This is a genomic window from Pseudomonas sp. Pseusp21 (assembly GCF_059492145.1).
Genome location: NZ_CP168520.1, coordinates 437,270 through 458,192 on the forward strand (window position 1 = coordinate 437,270; position 20,923 = coordinate 458,192).

Here is a 20,923-nt window from a genome sequence, read left to right on the forward strand (position 1 = left end):
GGCTCCCGTTGTTGTTTCTACAGCCAGTAACTCACGGCGTACCAGCCCAGCAATCCCATCACCACGGTGTAAGGCAACGCCATCCACACCATCCGCCCGTACGACAACCGCACCAGCGGCGCAATCGCCGACGTCAGCAGGAACAGAAATGCCGCCTGACCATTGGGTGTCGCCACGCTCGGCAGGTTGGTGCCGGTGTTGATCGCAATCGCCAGCGTCTCGAAATGTTCGCGGCTCATGTGCCCGGACAGGAACGCCTGCTTCACTTCGGTGATGTAGATCGTGGCGACGAACACGTTGTCACTGATCGCCGACAGCAAGCCGTTGGCGATGAACAGCATCCCCGGTTGCTGCTCGGCCGGCAGTGCCAGCACCCACTGGATCAGCGGCGCGAACAGTTGCTGGTCGTGAATCACCGCCACCACGGCGAAAAACACTACCAGCAGCGCGGTGAACGGCATGGCGTCCTTGAATGCGCTGCCCAGACGGTGCTCGTCGGTGATGCCGGTGAAGGCGGTAATCAGCACGATCACCATCAGGCCGATCAAGCCGACTTCCGCAATATGGAACGCCAGCCCGGCAATCAGGATCAGCGCAGCGCAGCCTTGCACCAGCAGGGCGGCGCGTTGGCGTGGGGTGCGTTCGGCGTTGTCTTCGGCGGCGTAGTTGGCGAGCACGGCGCGTACGTTGTCCGGCAGCAACGTGCCGTAGCCGAACCAGCGCAGTTTCTCCAGCAACAGGCAGGTCACCAGTCCTGCGACCAGCACCGGCAGCGACACCGGCGCGACCTTCTGGAAAAACTCGGCGAAGTGCCAACCCATTTCGTGGCCGATCAACAGATTCTGCGGTTCACCGACCAACGTGCAGACGCCGCCCAGTGCGGTGCCGACAGCACCGTGCATCAACAGGCTGCGCAGGAAAGCGCGAAACTGTTCCAGATCCTCATGATGCAACTGGGGCAGATGCTGGTCATCGCTGAATTCGCTGTCCTGGCGCGGGTCGTTGCCAGAGGCCACCCGGTGATAAACCGAATAGAAGCCCACGGCGGCGCTGATGATCACTGCGGTCACGGTCAGTGCGTCGAGAAACGCCGAGAGAAACGCCGACAGAAAGCAGAACATCAAGGCCAGCAGCGCCTTCGAACGCACGCCCAGCAACAGACGTGAGAACAGGAACAGCAGCAGGTCTTTCATGAAGTAGATGCCGGCGACCATGAACATCAGCAGCAGAATCACCGGGAAATTGTGCTGCAGCTCTTCGTACAGCGCCTGGGGCGTGGTCATCTTCAGCAGCAGCGCTTCGATCAACAGCAAGCCGCCGGGCATCAGCGGGTAGCACTTGAGCGCCATGGCCAGGGTGAAAATGAACTCGATCACCAGCAACCAGCCGGCGGCGACGGGACCTGCGGACCACAGCACCAGCGCATTGAGCAGCAGAAACCCGACGATGCACGCCTTGTACCAGCGGGGTGAATGCCCGAGAAAGTTGTGCGCGAACGCCTGGGCCATCGAACCGGACATTGGTTGCTCCTTGTATTAAGAAGCGCGCAAGTTGCCGTAAGCGATGGGCAAGATCAAGTGCAGTTGGATTCGCATCAGTGATTCAGATACCGCGCCACCATTGCACGGTAGTTGCCATCCAGCGAATAGCCGCCCACCAGAATTCCTCCGTCAGGCTGTAACGCCACTGAAGTGGCGGTATCGAGGCTGCGCCCCAGTCGCGTGCGCAACCAGCCATTACCGGAACCGAAGCTTCGGTCAAGGCAGCCGTTGGCCAGATAGCGGGCGACAATAAAGTCGGCTTCAACGCCGCCGATGGTTGCGCCGACCGCGATGATGCGACCGTCCGGCATCGCCTGCGCTGCGCTCCACTGGCAGCCGCTGGGCCCGATCTCCAGCAGATGCGGTTGACCTCTGTTGCAGTGCAGATCGGGTCTGCCGTTGCCATGGACAGATTGCGCCATGCATCGGATCGGATCGCGGCTGCTGCCAAAACAATGCAAATGCTCCGCCGATTCGATGACCTGATTGACCAGTGCACTGTGCCCCTGGACTTTGAAGGCCATGAAGCCGTCTACCGCAAAACGTTCATCGAGCCTGCCGTCCGGCAGGTAGCGGGCGAGCAGACCTTCTTGAGGAAAGTCGATGGAGCCGGCCACCACGATTCTTCCGTCTCCTTGCAGCAGCACGCTGCCGAGCCAGGTATTGAGCAGCAAGTGGCGAACCATGACGAAACCGCGACCGTTGAAGGAGGGGTCGAGGCTGCCATCGGGTGTGAGGCGGATCAGCATGCCGACGTGATCGGCCAGCTCGAAGTGATGGTTGGCGATCAGCAGAATATGCCCGTCCGGTTGCACCGCAAAATCACAGGCTTCGGCGCCCGGAACGCCCGGCGGCAACCAAGCGTCGCGGGTGCCCATGGACAGGTCGCCGGGCAAGCGAACGATTTGTCGGCCGTTGTCGCCGAAGTCCGGGTCAGGCCGGCCTTGGGCGTCGAACAGAGCCAGGGCGGGAAGGGTGCAGTGTTCCGATTCATAGTGCAGGCCTGCCAGCAGAATCCGCCCGTCGGGCAAGACCTGAACTTTGCTGCCCGTCGCTTCGAATCCGCTGGCGAACCGTCCGATCACGCTGCCTTGATTGCCGAAGCCAAGGTCCGCCGATCCGTCCCCGAGCAAGCGGGCCAGACCGAAGCAGTTGCCCTGAGCCGTGCCGACTTTGGCGGCGACCAGAATCCGGCCTTGCGCATCAAGTGCCACGCTCTGGGTCAGGCTGGACGTACTGCCGGCGAAGTAAACCTGCGCCACACCGTTACTGGAAAAGGTCTTGTCGAGTTGTCCGGCGTTTTTCGCTGGCGTCGGCAACGCGATGGCGGTCTGGGTTGACATGCATGCTTCTCCTTGCGAGTCGACCGATTTCCGGGAGGCGGAACGGGTAACTGCATGAGCGAGACATTCAATCCTTGAATACGCGCAAGTACAACTGACAGAACTAACAGGTGGAGAGTCGCACTGTGCCAGAACAGTGTCTTTTTGAACCAGTCGCAAGCCTGCCAAGTATTCAGGCGCGAAAGTATTGAGGAAAGTTGTACAAAAAGACTGAAGTTGGAAAAAGATTCGCAACTAACAGAAGAGGGCGGATGACTTGAGCGTCATCCGCATTACCCGCAACTATCAGTGTGGCATCGACCAGGACTGCAATGCATAGCCTTCTTCGCTCAGTTCGGCGCGGGCCTGCTGCAGCAGGTGTTCAAGTTGCGCCGGATCAGAGTAGGCACTGCTTGGGATCTGGGTACGACCGATGTGGGAGTTGGTGCGGTCGATCACGGTGAGGCAAAGTTCGCCATTGCCATCTTGTGGGGCCCAGGCGACGCATTGAAACGGTTCAAATGCGCGGTTGGCAATCAAAAGAGCTTCGTTGATACGGAGCGGGGCGGTCATGGGGTCTTCTCTCTTTAAGTGCCCAATCAAGTGATGTGCCGTCGGTTGGGCTTACCGTTCGGCGAGTTACTTGTACTGATGCACGCAACCCGTTGGCAGGTCACACCGGATTTGAAGAAATTTCGAATTTCTTTCATACCCTCAATATTCCGACCTGTTTTTGAAAGCCTGGCGAAAGAATCAAGTCGATAGCTAACTAATAAAGCGGTTTCTTATAACTGCTTCACTTGTACACCTATAAGCAATCGATACAAGGCCCCGTCAAATTCTTGCTAATGTAACAGTCAGGTTTGCCAAATGACTGTTTTTACGATCATTTCCTAAAATTTGGCGCCAAGGAACAGTCATGAACGAAGCGCCTGCTTTACGACGTTTACTGGTCGTCGACCCGTGCGACGACTGTCACCGATTGTTGCCGGGTTTGCGTGCCGTGGGTTGGGACGTCGACAGTTGCAGCCTGGAGAATGCCGCCGACCGAAGCTGCGATGTCGGTCTGTTGCGTTTACAGCCTTTCCACCTGGAACGTCCCGAAGCCGTCAAAGAGCTGATCAGTCGCAGTGGCACCGAATGGATCGCCGTGCTGAATCAGGAGGTGCTGCGTTTGCAGAACGTTGGCGACTTCGTCTGCGAATGGTTTTTCGATTTCCATACCTTGCCGTTCGACGTCTCCCGGGTGCAGGTCACCCTCGGTCGTGCGTTCGGCATGGCGCGCCTGCGTGGCCAGGGCACGATTCACGTCGATCAGCCGGAGCACGAGCTGTTGGGCGACAGCAAACCGATCCGCGAGCTGCGCAAACTGCTGAGTAAACTGGCCCCCACCGAGTCGCCAGTGCTTATTCGCGGAGAAAGCGGGACCGGTAAAGAACTCGTCGCCCGGACCCTGCACCGGCAGTCGCAACGTCACAGCAAACCGTTTGTGGCGATCAACTGCGGGGCAATTCCCGAACATTTGATCCAGTCCGAGCTGTTCGGCCACGAGAAAGGCGCGTTTACCGGCGCCCATCAGCGCAAGGTCGGACGTATCGAAGCAGCCAACGGCGGCACCTTGTTTCTCGATGAAATCGGCGATCTGCCACTGGAACTGCAAGCCAATCTGTTGCGCTTTCTTCAGGAAAAACACATTGAACGGGTCGGCGGCAGTCAACCGATCCCGGTTGATGTGCGGGTGTTGGCAGCGACTCACGTCGACCTTGAGGCCGCCATCGAGAAGAAGCGCTTTCGTGAGGATTTGTACTACCGGCTCAATGTGCTGCAAGTAGTGACCGCGCCGTTACGCGAGCGCCACGGCGACCTGTCGATGCTGGCCAACCATTTTTCCCACTTCTACAGTCACGAAACCGGCCGTCGTCCGCGCAGCTTCAGTGAAGATGCGCTGATTGCCATGGGCAAGCACGACTGGCCGGGCAATGTCCGCGAACTGGCCAACCGCGTGCGTCGGGGGCTGGTGCTGGCCGAAGGACGGCAGATCGAGGCCCGTGACCTGGGGCTGATCAGCCAGCAGTCGATCGCGGCACCGATGGGCACCCTGGAAGACTACAAGACCCGCGCCGAACGCCAGGCGTTGTGCGATGTGTTGAACCGGCACAGCGACAATCTAAGTGTTGCCGCCAAAGTGCTGGGGGTTTCCCGACCTACTTTCTACCGTTTGCTGCACAAGCACCAGATCCGCTAGGGCGCGGTGCTTCCTGTCGAGGGAAGCTGAAAAGACCCGCTGCGACTTTCATCGCAGCGGGTCTTTTTATGGTATTGCGGTTAGAAGTAGTACGGGAATTTCAGGCTGAAGGAGAAGTCCGGGGCATCGTCCGTCATGCCGATGGACAGGTTGGGCACAATGGTCAGGTTGTCGGTGGCCGCGATGGTCATGCCGACGTTGAAGTAACCGGCGTTGGCGTCGCTGGACACCACCGATTCCCAATCCCCGCCATCCTGTTTCAGCTTGCTCTTGCGTTGCACCAGGTCGGATACGGAGAACGACATACTCATCTTCTCGTTCAGTGCGAAGGCAACACCTGCACCAATCTGGAAGCTGTCGCCGATGCGAACCTTGCCCGGGTTTTTCTGGTTGACCGTGGAGCTGATGTCGTCGAACGATTCCTCGAAGTTATGGGTGTAGGACAGGCTGCCGAACAACACGGCCGGGTCAAACGTCTTGACCAGCGAGATGCCCGGGGTGATCGACCAGACGCCGTTGCCGGTGGGCAGGGTGTCAGGCACGAACAGGTTCGAGTTGGCATCGGTCTGGCGCAGCTTGATCCCGAACGGGTCCTTGCCGGTTGGCGCCTTGACCCGCAAGGAAACCACGGCGTCCGGGGTGTTGACCGACTCGTCCAGGAACTTGTACGCAATGCCGAAGTTGACGTCGCCGAGAGTCGGGTCGCGGCTGACGTCCTGTTCGGTGGTGACGTTGGAGGCGCCGCCGTTGCCGCCGCCGGACTGATAGGTCGATTCGCGGTAGACCACCGGCACGTTCAGGTCGAACTGCCAGCGGTTGTCGAAGTTGTAGCGTCCCGTCAGGTCGAGGGTCCAGGTATCGGCCTTGATCCGGTCGAGGTTGATGTTGCCGAGAAAAATCGAGTCCAGGGCGAGGAAGCCGTTGAGGATCAGCTGGCGGGTGTCATAGCGTGAATAGGTCACGCCGGTTTCAAAGCTGAACTTGCCGCCGCCAAAGAAGCCGCTGGCTTCGTCGTACAGGTTGGACACACTCTGTGCCGGTTGTGAATCGTCGGCCAGCGACTGGCCATAGGATGCGCCGCTACCCCCAGCGGCGCCCCCCGAAGCCGCTGCAGCCCCGGTGCCGGTGGCGACCCGGTTGCCTTTCATGTCCGAAGGCGATTTGGCCAAGCGTTTGGGGGGTGGAGAAGCGGGTTGCTCTTCGACCTGGCGGACTCGCTGTTCGAGCACCGCCAGGGCTTTCTGTTGTACTTCGTATCGTTGCTTAAGCTCCAGAAGTTCCTGTTTCAGGGCTTCTACATCGGCGTCGGGTGCAGCTTGCAACATTGCCGCGGGTAGAAGAGTACTCAAACATACAGCAGCACGCAGTGATACTGATCGATACATGAATAAGCCGTCCCTTTAAGCCCAATGATCGAGACTCAGCGTAGTTCAATATCCGATATTGCGTAGTGCCCTGAGTTGAGTCAGGTTGCAGTCCAGTGCGCCGGCACTCATGCCGTTATTGTTAAGGACAACGTTGAGTTGTGTCAGGTTGTTGACTACGTTTGCGTTACCGAGCAAACGGGTGTTTTGCAGCAGTCCGCCCTGGGCGACCTGTTGCAAGGCTGTCCCCTGATTGCCGGAGGCCTGAATGGCCATTTGAACGCCGCCATTTGTGGCTGAAACCGCGACACTGCCGGCGCCATTGCTGCCGGAAATGGTCTGGCCGGCCATCAAGGCCTGGCCTTGTGCAGGCATCAGTGCAGGTGCCTGGCTGGCTTCTTTGACGTTGATCGCAACGTTGTTGTAGGCGGAGTTGCCGTCGCCAGCGGCGCGCACACTCTGCGTCACGCCTTGGCTTGAGTTGAGTCCCGCGCCACCCACGACCGAGCCAGTCCCCAGTTCCGGGGTACTGCCATTGCCGTGTTCCTTGATGGTCGAGACGTAGAATTCAGGTTTGACCGAAGCGGCCTGCAATTGCATCGAGGCCGATGCCCCGATCAGATCTCCACTGGCGTTGCGCCAGGTACTGCTCATGACGACACCGAAGCTGATGATCCGGCCCGGCATGACATAACGACCGCGCAGCTCTGCGAGCTCCTGGTCCTTGATTTCGATGGGTTTGAATCCTGCATTGGCATAGCCTGACGCGCTCGCTGCCAGGCAGGCGGCGGCCAGCCAGTATGAGGTTTTCATCTGCTGCTCCCGGGACATCCAGCCCCACTCTTGTAATCGGCGATTAAAAGAAGTCGCTCTGTATGAACCCGAAGTCCATCAATTCAGCATCTTTGACCGGGTTGAAGGCATCCAGCTTGTTTTTGGCCGTCACCGGTATCGGAGGGCTGCGCAAGGCATTGGCCTTGTCATATCCGGGGCCGACGATGGCAAAGACAATACCGTTCCAACCTTTGACAAAGTCATCATGGGAGTAGCGTTTGTGTCCTAAAACCGGGTCTCCGATGTAAACCCAATCCTTGTCCGCCCGCTGCATCACCACGAAATGCTTGTAGCCGCGAATTTCCATCAGTACCACCACCGGGATCGTGACTGCGTCGAGCTTTTCCGGTGGAATCTTGTAGCCCCTGGCGCGCATGCCGATGCTTTCTATGTAGCGCTTCATGTCGAGCATGGAGAAACCTTGAGTACGAACAAGGTCCTGGTCAGCGTTGACCAGCATGCCTTTGATGATGTGCTCCTCATCGACGTCGAGCCAATAAGCCTGGCGCAATACCGTTGCCAGTGCGGCGGCGCCGCAGCTGAAGTCGGTTTTCTGTTCGACGATGTCGGCAAACTTGCGCTCACGAATGCTTTGCACGTTCTTGTAGACGAGCGTGCCGCCAGGCAGGGCAGCGACGGGCATCTGACCGGCCTGAGTCAGGCCACAGACACAAAGCAGAGCGAAGAGAGCAGTTTTACGCATGATCGATACGCCTTTGCGGACTGAGGAAAAGCCCCGTTTCCGGGGCTTTCGTTTCGATCGCGATTACATGCAGGCTTTGCAACCTGCGGCGATGGACAGCGAGTTGCTTTGTTGGTTGCCAACACCAGCGGCGTTGTTGTAACCAGCGTTACCCGAGAAGTTGTTACCAACATTGGAGATGGAAGCGTTGTTGGTCACAGGGTTTTTCCAGCCATCAGGGGTCATCACTTGTTGAGTGGTCACACCTGCCAGGCCGAATACGCCCACTGCTTCGAATTTGGCTTTTTGATCTTTGTCGCCACCATGGCCTCTGTCGTTATTGCCATATCCGCCATGACCGTGATCGTCGTCTTCGATTTTTGCAGTGCCCTTCGCGTAGAACGCGCCAGCCCCGGCGAAAGTACCGGTGAGGGTATCTTTTTTGTAGGTTTGAGTGCCGTTGTTGGCTACGGTCAGGCCAGTGGAGCTTTGGTTCGCAGCAGCAGCGGCGTTAGCTACACGACCACCCGATACAGCAATTGCCAGGTTGTTTTTCTGTTGGTTGAAGTTGCCGGCACTGTTGTTCACGCCAATGTTGCCGGAACCGCCGTTACCTACGTTGTTGAGGTTGGCGTTGTTGGTGGTGGAGTAGTTCGCAACGGCGTTGTTGGTGTTGACTTGAGTTGCGCTGGAGACCGACACCGCAGAGCCGAAGATGAAACTTTCATCGGCAGTTGCCAGAGCGGCGGCATTGTCTTGCTGGTTGCCATCGCCGGCGGTGTTGTTCATGCCAACGTTGCCGTTGGTGCCATTGGCCGAGTTGTTGACGTTGGCATCATTTTTGGTGCCTTGGTTGCCGACCAGGTTGCCAGAGCTGCTTTGCGTGTCGAGCACTGCCGCCCCGGCGCCAGCGCCGATTTGCAGCAGTTGTTCCAGGGTTGGGCCTTTTGGTTCATGGTTGCCATGCCCGTTACCATGACCGTGATTATCATCACGACCGCCTGCCTGTGCTGCGATTGCCATCACTGCTGCGAGTGCGAAAACCAGTGGTTTGAGGGCCATTGTAGGTTTCATGGTGTTTCTCCGTCGTGCTTATTAGTTGGTTAAGTGTTGGTACTTTCTAATTGCACTGCTTTTGTTGTTTGGGTCAGTCAGCGACCCGGATGCTCAGGGTGTTAGCCATTCGGTTCCCCACCCCGGCACTCTGGTTCACCTGGATTACCCCTCGGCTGCCGGTGAAGGCCTGATCACTTGTCGTGACCTGGCGACTGCCGGGTGAGGTACCAGTTGCTCCTGAGCTCGGTAACAACGCCACGTTCTGTTGAGAAAGGGCGCTATCGTCAACGCTCTGCGGGGCAGCACTGATGCTGACGCGCGTCACGTTGGCCATCTGGTTGTTGGCCCCGGCACCCTGGTTCACGCCCAGGATCCCGTTGCCGTTAGTGAAAGAGTTGCCGCCGATGTTGGCGCTGGCATTGCCCGTACGGTCGGCGGGCGTGTTGATGTGCTGGATGACACTGGTGGTCGCGCTGGCATTGGTGCCAATGGCGATTGCTTTGGTGTTGGTCTGTTGCATCTGGTCGCCGGCCGCCTGGTTGACGTTGTAGTTGCCGCGATACTGGATGCCGGTTTCCTGAATGTTCGCGTTGTTCACGGAACTCGGGTCAGCCATTGCGCTGGTGCAGCCGAGGAGGGCGATCAGGAGCAGAGAGCGATTCATTTATTGGCCTCCAGCCATGCGAGTCAGAGGGGCAAGACCGGAGCTCATGGCACGGTTGACGGTATTGGAGATCGAGCCGCCGGCACCGCCGCCGTGACCGCCTCCCATACCAGGCAAGCCATTCGGATTGGTCACAGTGTTCATGCCGGGGATGTTCGAAGTCGGGGTGGTGATACTTCCGCGAATCGAGGATCCGCTGGCTACACTGGCAAATTCACCGTCGTTGAGTTCGGTGCTGGTCATCGCCTGATCGATGCGGCCCGAAGGATTGGCATTGACGGTGGTGGGGTACGGATCTTTGCCACCGCTGCGACCGATCGGGATCGGCTGGACATCACGATTGAGCACGATCACGCCATTGCCTTCGGCCTGAACGTTGAAACTGAGAAAGGGGCTGGCGGCTGATCCGATCAGCAGAAGGCAAGTAAAGGCTTTTTTGATATTCCCCACGACGGCAATTCCTTCTTCAGTGGGCTGAGCCTGTTCAGCGTTGTGAAGGAGAGAGCGAAAGCTGTGCCGCTTTTGAAATGTCTTTGCGTTTCAATGTGTTGAGTGGATTGAGCGTGGGGCTGATACAACAGCTGTTTCATCGATGAAACAAAACACTGCCTGCGCAACCCTTTAAAGACAGCGCAAAGCTCTGGACCAAGGGTTTGCGCGCAGGTGTTTCAGTGGCGTAACAAGTCGGATGACAAAGGGATGAAGGGCCTTGAGACGGGCACTTTGCACCTGAAGGAGTGTTTCAGGAACGGACACTTTTCCCCCAAACCAGGGGGATACAACGGGTCAAACGCCCCGCAAATCGGGTCAGTCCGCGAGCAGGGTGCGCACCGCGTCGAAGGCCTGCTGCTGGCGTTCGGCCCAGTCGCCCTTGATGATCTGCAAGGGTTGGCGATGGTTTTCCAGCCACGTCCGGGTCGCCTGATAGAACGCGAGTCGTTCGCTCAAGTCGGGCTGGCAGCGCTGACCGTCGTCCGTCCATTCGATCTGCTCCGGGGACAGGAGCAGGTGCAGGTCGTAATGACGGGCCAGCAACTCGGTTTCCAGCCAGGGCGGGCACTCGCCGAATAACGTCCGGCTCCACAGCATGTTGCTCAGCAAATGCGTGTCGAGAATCAACAGGCGCGGCTGCTGCGCGCGTGCTGCGTCTTCCCACTGCAACTGGCCGCGCGCGATTTCCGGGATGTCGGCGAGGCAGGTATCGCGTGCGTTCTGCTCGATGAACCAGCGCACATATTCGTCCACCCGCAAACCGCCGAACTGCTGTTGAATTCCGGCGGCCAGCCAGCTCTTGCCCGTGGACTCGGGACCGGTCAGAACAATCACTTTCATCGTTGTAACGCCGGATCGGCACGCCATTCGCGCCAGCCTTGCACCGCGATCAGGGTGAACAGGGCATACAGCGCCGCCGTGAGGTACAGCCCTTTATAGAGGAACAGCCCGACGAAGATCACATCCAGCACGAACCACAACGCCCAGCATTGCAGGCGTTTGTGGGCCATCCAGAACTGCGCGACCAGGCTGAAGCCGGTCAGCGCGGCGTCGAGCCACGGTTGCGCCGCGTCGGTCCAATGGGCCATGGCCGCGCCCAGCAGCAGACTGCCCACCGCACCGATGGCCAGGCCCTGCGCAATCGAGCGATTGTCGAGCCGGCTGACTTCGCGCCCGTCATGCATCGTCCCGGCCCGTGTCCATTGCCACCAGCCATAGATTTGCAGCCCGGCATAAACCACCTGCAGCAGCATGTCCGAATACAGCTTCACCTCGAAGAACACCCAGGTGTAGAGCGACACCATGACCAGCCCGATCGGCCAGCACCACGGATTCTGTTTGACCGTGTGCCACACGGCGATCACGCCGAGGGCGGCCGCAAACAGTTCAAGCCCGGACATGCAGGTTCCTTGGGGGGAATAAAAGAGGGGGCGGATTGTACCGAAAAACAGGTGGGAAACGAGTTCCCACCTGTTGCAGGGATCAGACGCGGAACTGGCGCAGCAGCCCGTTCAGTTGTTCGCTGAGCTGGCCGAGTTTCACACTCGCCACGCTCGACTGCTCGGCCGCCAGTGCCGTGCTGTGAGACAAACCCGCCGCCTGGGTAACGTTCTGGTTGATGTCTTCGACCACGTGTGCCTGTTGCAGCGTTGCGCTGGCAATCGAGGCGTTCAGGCCATTGAGGTTACGCAGGGCCTGGCCGATCGCATTCAGACTGGCGCTGGCCAGACCCGCCTGTTCGATGGTCAGTTGCGAAGCCTTGCTGCTGTCGCCGATCACCTTTACGGCGGCTTCGGAGTGGTTTTGCAGGCGTTCGATCATCGTCTGGATTTCCGCCGTGGACTTTTGCGTGCGCTGCGCCAACAAACGCACTTCGTCGGCCACCACTGCAAACCCGCGACCCTGTTCGCCGGCCCGAGCCGCTTCAATCGCGGCGTTGAGGGCCAGCAGGTTGGTCTGCTCGGCGATCGAGCGGATCACCTCCAGCACGCTGCCGATCTGTGTGCTTTCAGTCGCCAGCGTGCGGATGACTTCTACCGCTTGATCGATGGTGCCGGAGAGCTTGTCGATCTGTTGCAGACTGCCGTCAATGTTGATCTGGCCCTGCTGGGCCTGGGCTTCGGCGTCACGCATTTCGCTGGCGGCGTGTTCGGCGTTCTTCGCTACGTCCTGTACGCCGTAGGTCACTTCGTTGACGGCAGTGGCAACCAGCTCCATCTGCTGCGACTGCTGCTGGCTGCGTTGCTGGGCCTGCGCAGCATCGTTGCCCAGCTCGCTGGACGATTGGCCCAATGCACTGGCGGACAGCTGCAATTCACCGATCACCCGACGCAGCTTGGCGGTGAAGGCGTTGAAATGATGGGCCAGTTGAGTGACTTCGTCCTGGCCGTGAGTATCGAGGCTGCGGGTAAGATCGCTTTCGCCGCTGGCGATGTTGGCCATGGCGTTCACGGTTTCCTGCAACGGACGAACGATGCTGCGGGCAATCAGAATCACCAGCAGCGCCATGATCACCGCGATGACCAGTCCGACCACGGATGCCTTGATCACCTGGTCCTGGAACTCCGCCTGCACGTCGTCGACGTACACGCCCGAACCGATGACCCAGCCCCATGGCTCGAACAGTTTCACGTAAGAGGTCTTGGCCACCGGTTCACTGGCACCGGGCTTGGGCCAGCGATAGTTGACCATGCCGGCGCCCTTGGCCTTGGCGATGGCGACCATTTCATTGAACACCGCAAAGCCGTCCGGGTCGCGGATCGCCGAGAGGTTCTGGCCTTCGAGCTTGGGATTGGTCGGGTGCATGACCATCACGGGCGTGAGGTCGTTGATCCAGAAATAGTCATTCTGGTCATAGCGCAGGCCACGGATCGCGGTCAGCGCCTGTTTCTGTGCCACATCGCGGGTCAGGGTGCCTGCCGCTTCAAGACCTTGGTAGTAAGTCAGCAAACCGCTGGCGGTCTGCACCACATGCTGGGTTTTCTGGGCCTTGGCGTGGTAGAGGTCATCATGGATCTGCTTGAGCATCAACACGCCCAACGTCAACAGCATGACCACGGCCACAATCAAGATGAGCCACAAGCGTCGGCTGATCGACACACTGCGCAAGCTGTTCATAACGCTGTCACTCCGGATTCTTTTTCTTGTAATAAACCACCGCCAGCATCCAACCACGTTTCGGTGACCGGGCATACGCGACCCAAGTCGTATAACGCGGCAGCGCTATTACGGCTTGTCTGTTAGGATTTCGGCCCCGCGCGTGAAAACCTGAATCGAAATTGATTTTTCACGGAATTTTGACTGTTTCGTGTGGATCCTGTGCGCGCGGAATCGGTACAGCTTTAACCAGCTACGCTGAACGCAGTGAACGTAAAAAATACTATCGGGGCATGCCTCTGTGCATCGCTCTCTGGGGGATTGATGGATCTTTGGACGGCCTTGCAGGCACTGATTCTAGGAGTTGTAGAAGGGCTGACGGAGTTTTTGCCCATTTCCAGTACCGGACACCAGATCATTGTTGCCGACTTGCTCGATTTCGGAGGCGAGCGGGCCATGGCGTTCAACATCATCATCCAGCTTGGTGCGATTCTCGCGGTGGTTTGGGAATTCCGACGCAAGATTCTCGACGTGGTCATTGGCCTGCCGACCCAGCCAAGTGCGCGGCGTTTCACCGCCAACCTGCTGATCGCCTTCCTGCCCGCCGTGGTGCTGGGAGTGGTCTTCGCCGACTTGATTCACCACTACCTGTTCAATCCGATCACCGTGGCCGCCGCGCTGGTGGTGGGCGGCATCGTGATGTTGTGGGCCGAGCAGCGTCAGCATGAAGTGCACGCCGAAACGGTCGACGAGATTCGCTGGACGGATGCGCTGAAGATCGGCTTCGCCCAGTGCCTGGCGATGATCCCCGGCACTTCGCGCTCCGGCTCGACCATCATCGGCGGCCTGTTGTTTGGCCTGTCGCGCAAGACCGCCACCGAGTTCTCGTTCTTCCTGGCGATGCCGACCATGGTCGGTGCGGCGGTGTATTCGGGCTACAAGTATCGCGACCTGTTCGTACCGGCGGACTTCCCGGTATTCGCCATCGGTTTCGTCACCGCGTTCATCTTCGCCATGATCGCGGTGCGCGGCCTGCTCAAGTTCATCGGCAGCCACAGCTACGCGGCGTTTGCCTGGTACCGGATCGTCTTCGGTCTGGTGATTCTGGCGACCTGGCAGTTCGGCTGGGTCGACTGGACGGCCGCCCAGCCATGAGTGATTCCCGCGCACGCCGCCCGGATCGCGGTCCTTCCGGTGGCAATATTCAGCATCTGAAATTGAAGCTGGTGGTGCTGCTGATCGTCTGCGCGTTGCCACTGTTCGGCTCATTGTCGATGTGGCTGCGCGGGATTTCCCTGGTGCCGCTGACGGCCTACGGGCTGGTCAGCGTGCTGGCGTTTTTCCTGTACTGGGCGGACAAGCGCAAGGCCCGCGCCGACGCCTGGCGCACACCGGAAAACATCCTGCACGCGGTGGAACTGGCCGGTGGCTGGCCGGGCGCGTTGATCGCCCAGCAGGTCTTCCGGCACAAGACGCGCAAGGTGTCGTTTCAGGTGTTGTTCTGGATGATTGTGGCTTTGCATCAGGTGTTCTGGATCGATCAGTTGTTTCTCGGTTCGAACCTCCTGGCGTTGTTCTAAAGCAGCAGTCCGACCTGCACGCGCTTGGGCAGCTTGCTGACCACCAGTTGGTGGGAACGCTGCAGCAAGCCTTGCAGTTCCTCGGCGCCCAGCGGGTAGGGCGGGTGCATGATGATCCATTGCGCCCGGGCAAGGTACGGCGCCGGGTGAATGCCCGGCCGGTCGCAATGACCGAGAAACAGGTCCTTGTCGACCTTGAACGCCAGCGAATCACCGCGCAGCCCCTGCAAGGCGAACATCTTGTTGCCGGCAATCGAAAACACTCGCACGCCACCCCATTTGTAGTCTTCCCTGGCACCGGGCAGGGCCAGGCAGAAGTCCGCGACATCCTGTTCGCTCATCTTTCCTTGTTTCATAACAGCCGTTCTCCACAGGCATTGAACGATTCGACCAGATGATCGATCCACGCGCGCACCGCCGGCATCACCCCGCGCCGATGCGGATACACCGCTTGCAGCCAGCCGCCGGGCAGTGACCAATCAGGCAACAACTGCACCAGCGTGCCGTTGTTCAGTTCCGTTTCGCAATACATCATCGGCAGCAGGGTGAAACCCTGGCCGGCCAACACACAGGCCTTGCGCACGATGAAATCGTCGATGCCAAGCCGGGCTTCCAGCGCCAGATCGCAACTCTTGCCGTGCTGATCGAGCAGGCGCACATGCACCATGCGATCGGCCTCCAGGGCGCCCAGCACCGGCAGGTTCTTCAGGTCCTGCGGATGATTGATTTCCACGCCCTGCATAAAGGAAGGGCTTGCGACCACCACCATCTGCGCCTGACGCAGGCGGCGGGTCACCAGCATCGGTTCTTCATCGCCGTGTTCGCGCACGCGCAGGGCCACGTCGATGCCTTCGGTGATCAGGTCGACCCGTCGATTGATCAGGGTGACTTCCAGCTGCACCTGAGGGTATTTGCCAAGGAAATTGCTGATCACCACCGGCAGCATTTCATGGGCCAGCCCCGTGGGACTGGAAACCCGCAAGCGTCCGCGAGGCTCGCTGGACATGCTGGCCACTGTTTCATCGGCCATTTCCGCTTCCAGCAGCATGGCCTGACAGTGACGCAGATAGCGTTCGCCGACCGCCGTCAGCTTCAATTGGCGGGTGGTGCGTTGCAGCAAACGTGCGCCGAGGCGTTCTTCCAGCTCGGCGATGCGCCGCGACAGGCGTGACTTGGGAATGCCGAGCAAGCGGCCGGCGGCGGCGAAACCGCCAGCCTCGACCACCTTGGCGAAATAGTAGAGATCGTTGAGGTCTTGCATGGGGAAATCCGACTGTTCTATCAGTGGGACAAACTATCGCATTGTTGCCGTCTAATCAGCTATTGGTTTCGTCGGTAGGATTGTCTCCATTCCGTCGCCACCGGCGATTCATTCCAGGAGATTCCACATGAAACTGCTGCACATCGATTCGAGCATTCTGGGCGACAACTCCGCTTCCCGTCAGCTGAGCAGTCAAGTCACTAAAGCCTGGCAAGTCGCCGAGCCAAGCGCTGTCGTGACCTACCGCGATCTGGCCGCTGACGCCATCAGCCACTTCTCGTCGACCACCCTGGTGGCTGCTGGCACCACCGCTGAACTGCGCAACGCCGCACAACAGCACGAAGCCGAACTGAGCGCCACCACCCTGGCCGAATTCATCGCCGCTGACGCTATCGTCGTCGCTGCCCCGATGTACAACTTCACCGTGCCGACCCAGCTCAAAGCCTGGATCGACCGCATCGCCGTCGCCGGCCAGACCTTCCGTTACACCGAAGCCGGCCCAGAAGGCCTGTGCGGTGGCAAGAAAGTCGTGATCGTCTCCACCGCTGGCGGCATCCACGCCGGTCAAGCTTCGGGCGTGGCGCACGAAGACTACCTGAAACTGGTCTTTGGCTTCCTCGGCATCACCGACATCGAAGTTGTGCGTGCTGAAGGCCTGGCCTACGGTGAAGAAGTGCGCAACAACGCCATGAGCGCCGCTCAAGCGAAGATCAGCGAGCAGCTGTTCGCCGCCGCGTAAGGCTTGCGTAAAGAACAGCTCCTGTTCAGGCAAATCCCCAAAAACTCTGTATTCTGGTTCCGCAAGGGCCAGATACGGAGTTTTTTGTTTCTGACTGTTACATAATCTGGCCCGGGTTATGCAGTCTGATGATCAACGTCTGAGTGCAACGCCGCGCCGGAGTACCGAATTTCGGGCGTCGAACACAACGGATCTTTCGATTGAGTAACAACAGGGTGGGGCATCCCATGATGCGTCTTTGTGCAGCGTTACTGATTTGCCTGCTTGGCAGCCTGAATTCAGTGCACGCTGCGCCCGGGCAGCACCCGCGCTGGAGCGTCGGTTATCACGAGATGACGTTCCTCGACCCGCTTGACCTGCAACCGATGCGCGCCATCGCGTTCTATCCCTCCAGCGACCGCGAACACCTGAGCCTGCTCGAAGGCTATTCGGTCGAGGCCGGCGAAGACACCAAAGTTGCCATTGGCCGTTTCCCCATGCTGATGCTCTCTCACGGCAACACCGGCACGCCGCTGGCGCTGCACGACCTGGCTACGTCACTGGCACGCAAGGGGTTCGTGGTGGTGGCGGTGATTCACCCTGGCGACAACTCCAAGGATCACAGCCGCCTCGGCACGTTGAGCAATCTCTACGGCCGGCCGATCCAGATTTCCGAAGCCATTACCGCCACGCTGGGCGACCGCATGCTCGCGCCGTACGTGAACGCCGAGCAGGTTGGCGTGATCGGCTATTCGGCGGGCGGCGAAACGGCGTTGATTCTGTCCGGCGCGCAGCCGGATCTGGATCGCCTGCGCCGTTACTGCCAGGAGCGCCCGGACGACCGCGACGCCTGCAACACCCAGGGCGAGCTGATTGTCGACCGCGACGATCTGCAACCGGTGGCCGATCCGCGGGTGCATGCGTTGCTGCTGATGGCGCCGCTGAGTCTGAAGTTCGGTCGCCATACGCTGGCCGATGTGCATGTGCCGGTGCTGCTCTACAGCGGTGACGGCGACAAACTGGTGGCCTTCGACAAAAACGCCGCCGCCCTGGCGCGCAAGCTGCCGACCGCACCCGACTTCAAATTGCTGGCCGGGGCAGGGCACTTCGTGTTCATGGCGCCATGCAATGAAGAGCAGATTCGTGCGATGCCCGCCTTGTGCACCGATGCCGATGGCGTGGATCGCGAAGACATCCACCGCAACCTGATTTCCGAGGCCGGGCGGTTCTTCTCCCATGCCTTGGGCCGGCCGACCCGCGCGGGGATGCAGACGGCGGATCAGTGAGCGTTTACGCCATGGCCCGGCGCTTGAGCAGCAAGGTCAACGCCAGTCCGGTCACGGACAGCACGGCCGCACTGAAGAAAATCCACGAATAGCCCAGATTCAACGCCACCGCGCCCATCAACGGGCCGGCAATCGCCAGCGCCAGATCGAAAAACACCGCGTAAGCACTCAACCCGGCGCCGCGACTGGAGTTGGGCACCTGCTTGATCGCCTCGACGCCCAGCGCGGGGTATACCAGCGACAGGCCGAACCCGGCCAGACCGGCGCCGACCAAGGCATACGCGGTCGAGGGCGCCAGCCACAGCATGACCAGGCCGACAGTTTCGATGGTCATGCAGGCAATCGCCGAGGTGAATCCGCCAAAACGGCCGATGGCGGAAATGAAGAGCAGCCGCGAAAGGATGAAACACACACCGAACACCGTCAGGCAATACGCAGCGCCGCTCCAGCCGCGATTGAGGTAATACAGGGTGATGAAGGTGGTCAGCGTGCCATAGCCAATCGACGCCAGGCTCAGACTGGCGCCGAACGGCGCAATCCGTCCGAACACCGCCCAGAACGGCAGGCGTTCACCGCGCACCACAGGCACTGAAGGCTTATTGCGGATCAGCAGCAAGGCGCCGGCCGCGAGTAGCGACAACGCAATGCCAAGGCTCTCGAAACCATAATCGGCGACCATTACTACGCCCAATGGCGCGCCGATGGCAATCGCACCGTAGGACGCGATGCCGTTCCACGAAATCGAGCGTGCCGTGTGTTCGGCACCGACCTGGCCCATGCACCAACTGATGGTGCCGACGCCGATCAAGCCCTGGGCAATCCCCAGCAACAGGCGACCGACAATCAGGGTCGACAGGCTCAACAGCGGCAAGCTCTGCAACAGCGTCGAAACCAGCGTCAGCACACCGCTGAGCACGATCCCCGACAAGCCATACACAATCGCCCGCTTGGTGCCGACCGTGTCCGACATCCGTCCGGCCATGGGCCGGCTGAGCAGGGTGGCCAAGTATTGCGAGCCGATCACAAGCCCTGCGATCACGGCGCTGAAACCCAGCTGTTCATGCACGTAGCCGGGCAGTACCGCTATCGGCAGGCCGATGCAGAGGAAGGCAATAAAGGTATAGAAAACGATGGAGACGATCTGCAGGGTGATCGCCAGGGAGCTTTGCGGTGGCTGTTGCTGCGCAGACATGAGGACTCGTTCGCGGGCGGCGGTGGGAGAGTCCGCATCATGGCGTGGCGCCGAGATAAAAGAAAGCAGGCTAACTATTCATCTTCAATGATCGTACATCACGCTGAACAGGTTGGTGTCGTGGGAATCCGAAGGATCGGGCCGACTACTGACACCCTGCATACTTGAGCCGGGTAGTTCTTTCAGTAGGGGCAGCATGACTGGTTTATAGGAAACAGGGTGTTTATAGAAATGAAAACCTTAAATCAAGCATAGGGCGGTTCGTTGAATAAGCGCGGATATTTCTTGTTATATAAGTAGCGTATTAGTGTCTGCCCAGTAGTCCATCACTGCTTGTTTTGTAGGATGTCGCCCTGAACGTTTATCGATTTTTTTCTGAAATATATTGTTGTGCTTTCTGGATTGATTCATTTTATTTAATGGTTTTAGCTTTGGTTGTCTTTTGAATTGGCTTGGCGATTGTCAATAGTAGTTGTCGATTTTCAGTGCGGATTTTTAAAAGGACTTATTTCAATTGAGAAGGAACTTAATAATATGACTGGCAAATTTTCTTATACGCAACAGGACGTAAAAAACGCTTTTCTTGGACTGCAAAAGAAGTTATTCGACGAAAGAATGGCAGTTTCAGATGAGGGATCTTCGCCAAAAATGCTTGTGGTTGCCGGCATAGAGGGTGCCGGCAAAACACATCTGCTCAATGAGTTGCTCGACACTTGTCGCTATTCAAATTATGTCCCGCTGTACGAGCCACATTTCCGGACCCTTCATCCGCAATACCAAGAGATCGTGAAACATGGCGTGGGCTTTGCCTACAATAAGACCGATCAGTTTGTCAGGGATTTGGGGGGCATGATTTTTGAGAAAGCGCTGCGAGAGAAGTACAGCATCATAATGGAGGTTGGCCTTGAAACTTACGAGTTTGCAGAATTTCAAAAGGGGGAACACGCCAGCCGCTATCAATATGAGGTTCATGTCATCGCTTGTAAAAAGGATTTTGCGCATGTGTCGACCATTTCACGAGCGCTGGACAGCGCAAAGAACAACAAACTGGAGCGTTTCGTTTCTCTACGAGACCTGGACGCGGGAATGGCGAATGCCAAAGCTGTTTTGACGGCGTTCGAGGAAGCCTGCTCCAAGGTGAAGGGGTCGGAGATAGCCTTGTACGAACGTAGTTTCGGTACTGACAAAAATAGCAAGATGATATGCCGTAGTCTTTGTGTAGATACCGGGGAACTGGTGCCTCAAGCAGTCGTCATTGGTGGTGTTTCATTACCCGCTGCGTCGAACAAAGTGAGTATCGAATATAAGGGCGGTGCTGCGGTAGCCAGTGTTTACAAAGCGTTTGCCGACATTGCAGACGGTGCGATATTTTATCGATTTGGTCGGGAGAAGATGGTGTTTGAATGTCACTCAATCCTGTCGGGTGCTCTGGAAGTTGATCATAAGTTTGCAGAGCCTGCGGTGAATGGTCTTTATTCTTATATCCTTAAGTATGCTATTCGTTAATGTGAGTGGATGTTGATTGTGGTTTGGATGATGCAATCATTCTCCAAATGCATCGTACAAAACTACTGGAATGTCCAAGCTTTG

At 58.5% G+C, this 20,923-nt stretch carries 21 protein-coding genes; 6 read left to right on the forward strand and 15 right to left on the reverse strand.

The window, feature by feature from the left end; genetic code table 11:
- Positions 1–17: 17 nt before the first annotated feature.
- The 3 genes from nhaB to ACEN93_RS01915 all read right to left on the reverse strand — a co-directional run bounded on the left by nhaB (position 18) and on the right by ACEN93_RS01915 (position 3,436).
- Complete coding sequence (gene nhaB, locus ACEN93_RS01905; RefSeq protein ID WP_495610956.1) at positions 18–1,520, reverse strand: sodium/proton antiporter NhaB; 1,503 nt, start codon at positions 1,518–1,520, stop codon at positions 18–20.
- A 74-nt stretch (positions 1,521–1,594) separates the two neighbouring features.
- On the reverse strand, positions 1,595–2,884 hold the full coding sequence (locus tag ACEN93_RS01910) for an NHL repeat-containing protein (RefSeq protein WP_495610957.1): 1,290 nt from the start codon (positions 2,882–2,884) through the stop codon (positions 1,595–1,597).
- Positions 2,885–3,169: 285 nt separating this feature from the next.
- Positions 3,170–3,436, reverse strand: coding sequence for a hypothetical protein (locus ACEN93_RS01915; protein ID WP_039768183.1), 267 nt, complete (start codon positions 3,434–3,436; stop codon positions 3,170–3,172).
- Between the two features lie 346 nt (positions 3,437–3,782).
- Here ACEN93_RS01915 and ACEN93_RS01920 point away from each other — a divergent pair, with 346 nt between their 5' ends.
- Complete coding sequence (locus tag ACEN93_RS01920) at positions 3,783–5,108, forward strand: sigma-54 dependent transcriptional regulator (protein WP_039768186.1); 1,326 nt, start codon at positions 3,783–3,785, stop codon at positions 5,106–5,108.
- An 80-nt stretch (positions 5,109–5,188) separates the two neighbouring features.
- Here ACEN93_RS01920 and fapF read toward each other — a convergent pair whose 3' ends face one another.
- The 9 genes from fapF to ACEN93_RS01965 all read right to left on the reverse strand — a co-directional run bounded on the left by fapF (position 5,189) and on the right by ACEN93_RS01965 (position 13,317).
- A complete protein-coding gene (fapF, locus tag ACEN93_RS01925; protein WP_039768189.1) occupies positions 5,189–6,493 on the reverse strand; it encodes a fibril amyloid transporter FapF in 1,305 nt (434 codons plus the stop codon).
- Between the two features lie 45 nt (positions 6,494–6,538).
- Positions 6,539–7,285, reverse strand: a complete 747-nt coding sequence (gene fapE, locus ACEN93_RS01930) for a fibril amyloid subunit FapE (RefSeq protein ID WP_103386136.1) — start codon at positions 7,283–7,285, stop codon at positions 6,539–6,541.
- A gap of 43 nt (positions 7,286–7,328) precedes the next feature.
- Positions 7,329–8,009 carry a fibril amyloid maturation endopeptidase FapD gene (gene fapD, locus ACEN93_RS01935; protein ID WP_495610958.1) on the reverse strand — a complete coding sequence of 227 codons (681 nt, stop codon included), beginning with the start codon at positions 8,007–8,009 and terminating at the stop codon, positions 7,329–7,331.
- Positions 8,010–8,072: 63 nt separating this feature from the next.
- Positions 8,073–9,062, reverse strand: a complete 990-nt coding sequence (gene fapC, locus ACEN93_RS01940) for an amyloid-like fimbrin subunit FapC (RefSeq protein ID WP_103386134.1) — start codon at positions 9,060–9,062, stop codon at positions 8,073–8,075.
- A 73-nt stretch (positions 9,063–9,135) separates the two neighbouring features.
- Entirely contained in the window at positions 9,136–9,708 is a 573-nt protein-coding gene (gene fapB / locus ACEN93_RS01945; protein WP_490841599.1) for a fibril amyloid subunit FapB, read from the reverse strand.
- Complete coding sequence (gene fapA / locus ACEN93_RS01950) at positions 9,709–10,158, reverse strand: functional amyloid chaperone FapA (protein WP_103386132.1); 450 nt, start codon at positions 10,156–10,158, stop codon at positions 9,709–9,711.
- A gap of 357 nt (positions 10,159–10,515) precedes the next feature.
- Positions 10,516–11,040, reverse strand: a complete 525-nt coding sequence (locus ACEN93_RS01955; protein WP_039768196.1) for an AAA family ATPase — start codon at positions 11,038–11,040, stop codon at positions 10,516–10,518.
- Positions 11,037–11,600 (reverse strand): nicotinamide riboside transporter PnuC, encoded by a 564-nt coding sequence (gene pnuC / locus ACEN93_RS01960; RefSeq protein ID WP_495610959.1) that lies wholly within the window; start codon positions 11,598–11,600, stop codon positions 11,037–11,039. Before pnuC ends, ACEN93_RS01955 begins: the two co-directional genes overlap by 4 nt.
- A gap of 82 nt (positions 11,601–11,682) precedes the next feature.
- On the reverse strand, positions 11,683–13,317 hold the full coding sequence (locus ACEN93_RS01965) for a methyl-accepting chemotaxis protein (protein ID WP_490843241.1): 1,635 nt from the start codon (positions 13,315–13,317) through the stop codon (positions 11,683–11,685).
- Positions 13,318–13,620: 303 nt separating this feature from the next.
- Here ACEN93_RS01965 and ACEN93_RS01970 point away from each other — a divergent pair, with 303 nt between their 5' ends.
- Entirely contained in the window at positions 13,621–14,451 is an 831-nt protein-coding gene (locus ACEN93_RS01970) for an undecaprenyl-diphosphate phosphatase (RefSeq protein ID WP_085667083.1), read from the forward strand.
- Positions 14,448–14,876, forward strand: coding sequence for a DUF1294 domain-containing protein (locus ACEN93_RS01975; protein WP_039768201.1), 429 nt, complete (start codon positions 14,448–14,450; stop codon positions 14,874–14,876). Before ACEN93_RS01970 ends, ACEN93_RS01975 begins: the two co-directional genes overlap by 4 nt.
- On the opposite strand, the gene ACEN93_RS01980 is transcribed toward ACEN93_RS01975, so the two are convergent.
- Together ACEN93_RS01980 and ACEN93_RS01985 are read right to left on the reverse strand one after the other, a co-directional pair.
- Positions 14,873–15,232, reverse strand: coding sequence for an MmcQ/YjbR family DNA-binding protein (locus ACEN93_RS01980; protein WP_085745773.1), 360 nt, complete (start codon positions 15,230–15,232; stop codon positions 14,873–14,875). The two genes, ACEN93_RS01975 and ACEN93_RS01980, sit on opposite strands and share 4 nt — an antisense overlap.
- Complete coding sequence (locus ACEN93_RS01985; protein WP_064596388.1) at positions 15,229–16,137, reverse strand: LysR substrate-binding domain-containing protein; 909 nt, start codon at positions 16,135–16,137, stop codon at positions 15,229–15,231. The genes ACEN93_RS01980 and ACEN93_RS01985 overlap by 4 nt, the downstream gene beginning before the upstream one ends.
- 127 nt (positions 16,138–16,264) lie before the next feature.
- Between ACEN93_RS01985 and ACEN93_RS01990 the strand changes: the two genes are divergently transcribed.
- On the forward strand, positions 16,265–16,876 hold the full coding sequence (locus ACEN93_RS01990; protein ID WP_074690953.1) for an FMN-dependent NADH-azoreductase: 612 nt from the start codon (positions 16,265–16,267) through the stop codon (positions 16,874–16,876).
- Positions 16,877–17,103: 227 nt separating this feature from the next.
- Positions 17,104–18,141, forward strand: a complete 1,038-nt coding sequence (locus ACEN93_RS01995; RefSeq protein WP_011334022.1) for an alpha/beta hydrolase family protein — start codon at positions 17,104–17,106, stop codon at positions 18,139–18,141.
- 4 nt (positions 18,142–18,145) lie between these two features.
- On the opposite strand, the gene ACEN93_RS02000 is transcribed toward ACEN93_RS01995, so the two are convergent.
- The gene (locus ACEN93_RS02000) at positions 18,146–19,333 is read right to left on the reverse strand and encodes an MFS transporter (RefSeq protein ID WP_495610960.1); all 1,188 of its coding nucleotides are present in this window, start codon (positions 19,331–19,333) and stop codon (positions 18,146–18,148) included.
- Positions 19,334–19,867: 534 nt separating this feature from the next.
- Between ACEN93_RS02000 and ACEN93_RS02005 the strand changes: the two genes are divergently transcribed.
- The gene (locus ACEN93_RS02005) at positions 19,868–20,839 is read left to right on the forward strand and encodes a zeta toxin family protein (RefSeq protein ID WP_495610961.1); all 972 of its coding nucleotides are present in this window, start codon (positions 19,868–19,870) and stop codon (positions 20,837–20,839) included.
- The last annotated feature ends 84 nt before the right edge of the window (positions 20,840–20,923 follow it).

Excerpts from the sequence above, each read along its gene's own strand:
- nhaB (WP_495610956.1), bottom strand. The coding sequence starts at position 1,520 with ATGTCCGGTTCGATGGCCCAGGCGTTCGCGCACAACTTTCTCGGGCAT.
- ACEN93_RS01910 (WP_495610957.1), bottom strand. The coding sequence starts at position 2,884 with ATGTCAACCCAGACCGCCATCGCGTTGCCGACGCCAGCGAAAAACGCC.
- ACEN93_RS01915 (WP_039768183.1), bottom strand. The coding sequence starts at position 3,436 with ATGACCGCCCCGCTCCGTATCAACGAAGCTCTTTTGATTGCCAACCGC.
- ACEN93_RS01920 (WP_039768186.1), top strand. The coding sequence starts at position 3,783 with ATGAACGAAGCGCCTGCTTTACGACGTTTACTGGTCGTCGACCCGTGC.
- fapF (WP_039768189.1), bottom strand. The coding sequence starts at position 6,493 with ATGTATCGATCAGTATCACTGCGTGCTGCTGTATGTTTGAGTACTCTT.
- fapE (WP_103386136.1), bottom strand. The coding sequence starts at position 7,285 with ATGAAAACCTCATACTGGCTGGCCGCCGCCTGCCTGGCAGCGAGCGCG.
- fapD (WP_495610958.1), bottom strand. The coding sequence starts at position 8,009 with ATGCGTAAAACTGCTCTCTTCGCTCTGCTTTGTGTCTGTGGCCTGACT.
- fapC (WP_103386134.1), bottom strand. The coding sequence starts at position 9,062 with ATGAAACCTACAATGGCCCTCAAACCACTGGTTTTCGCACTCGCAGCA.
- fapB (WP_490841599.1), bottom strand. The coding sequence starts at position 9,708 with ATGAATCGCTCTCTGCTCCTGATCGCCCTCCTCGGCTGCACCAGCGCA.
- ACEN93_RS01955 (WP_039768196.1), bottom strand. The coding sequence starts at position 11,040 with ATGAAAGTGATTGTTCTGACCGGTCCCGAGTCCACGGGCAAGAGCTGG.
- pnuC (WP_495610959.1), bottom strand. The coding sequence starts at position 11,600 with ATGTCCGGGCTTGAACTGTTTGCGGCCGCCCTCGGCGTGATCGCCGTG.
- ACEN93_RS01965 (WP_490843241.1), bottom strand. The coding sequence starts at position 13,317 with ATGAACAGCTTGCGCAGTGTGTCGATCAGCCGACGCTTGTGGCTCATC.
- ACEN93_RS01970 (WP_085667083.1), top strand. The coding sequence starts at position 13,621 with ATGGATCTTTGGACGGCCTTGCAGGCACTGATTCTAGGAGTTGTAGAA.
- ACEN93_RS01975 (WP_039768201.1), top strand. The coding sequence starts at position 14,448 with ATGAGTGATTCCCGCGCACGCCGCCCGGATCGCGGTCCTTCCGGTGGC.
- ACEN93_RS01980 (WP_085745773.1), bottom strand. The coding sequence starts at position 15,232 with ATGAAACAAGGAAAGATGAGCGAACAGGATGTCGCGGACTTCTGCCTG.
- ACEN93_RS01985 (WP_064596388.1), bottom strand. The coding sequence starts at position 16,137 with ATGCAAGACCTCAACGATCTCTACTATTTCGCCAAGGTGGTCGAGGCT.
- ACEN93_RS01990 (WP_074690953.1), top strand. The coding sequence starts at position 16,265 with ATGAAACTGCTGCACATCGATTCGAGCATTCTGGGCGACAACTCCGCT.
- ACEN93_RS01995 (WP_011334022.1), top strand. The coding sequence starts at position 17,104 with ATGATGCGTCTTTGTGCAGCGTTACTGATTTGCCTGCTTGGCAGCCTG.
- ACEN93_RS02000 (WP_495610960.1), bottom strand. The coding sequence starts at position 19,333 with ATGTCTGCGCAGCAACAGCCACCGCAAAGCTCCCTGGCGATCACCCTG.
- ACEN93_RS02005 (WP_495610961.1), top strand. The coding sequence starts at position 19,868 with ATGACTGGCAAATTTTCTTATACGCAACAGGACGTAAAAAACGCTTTT.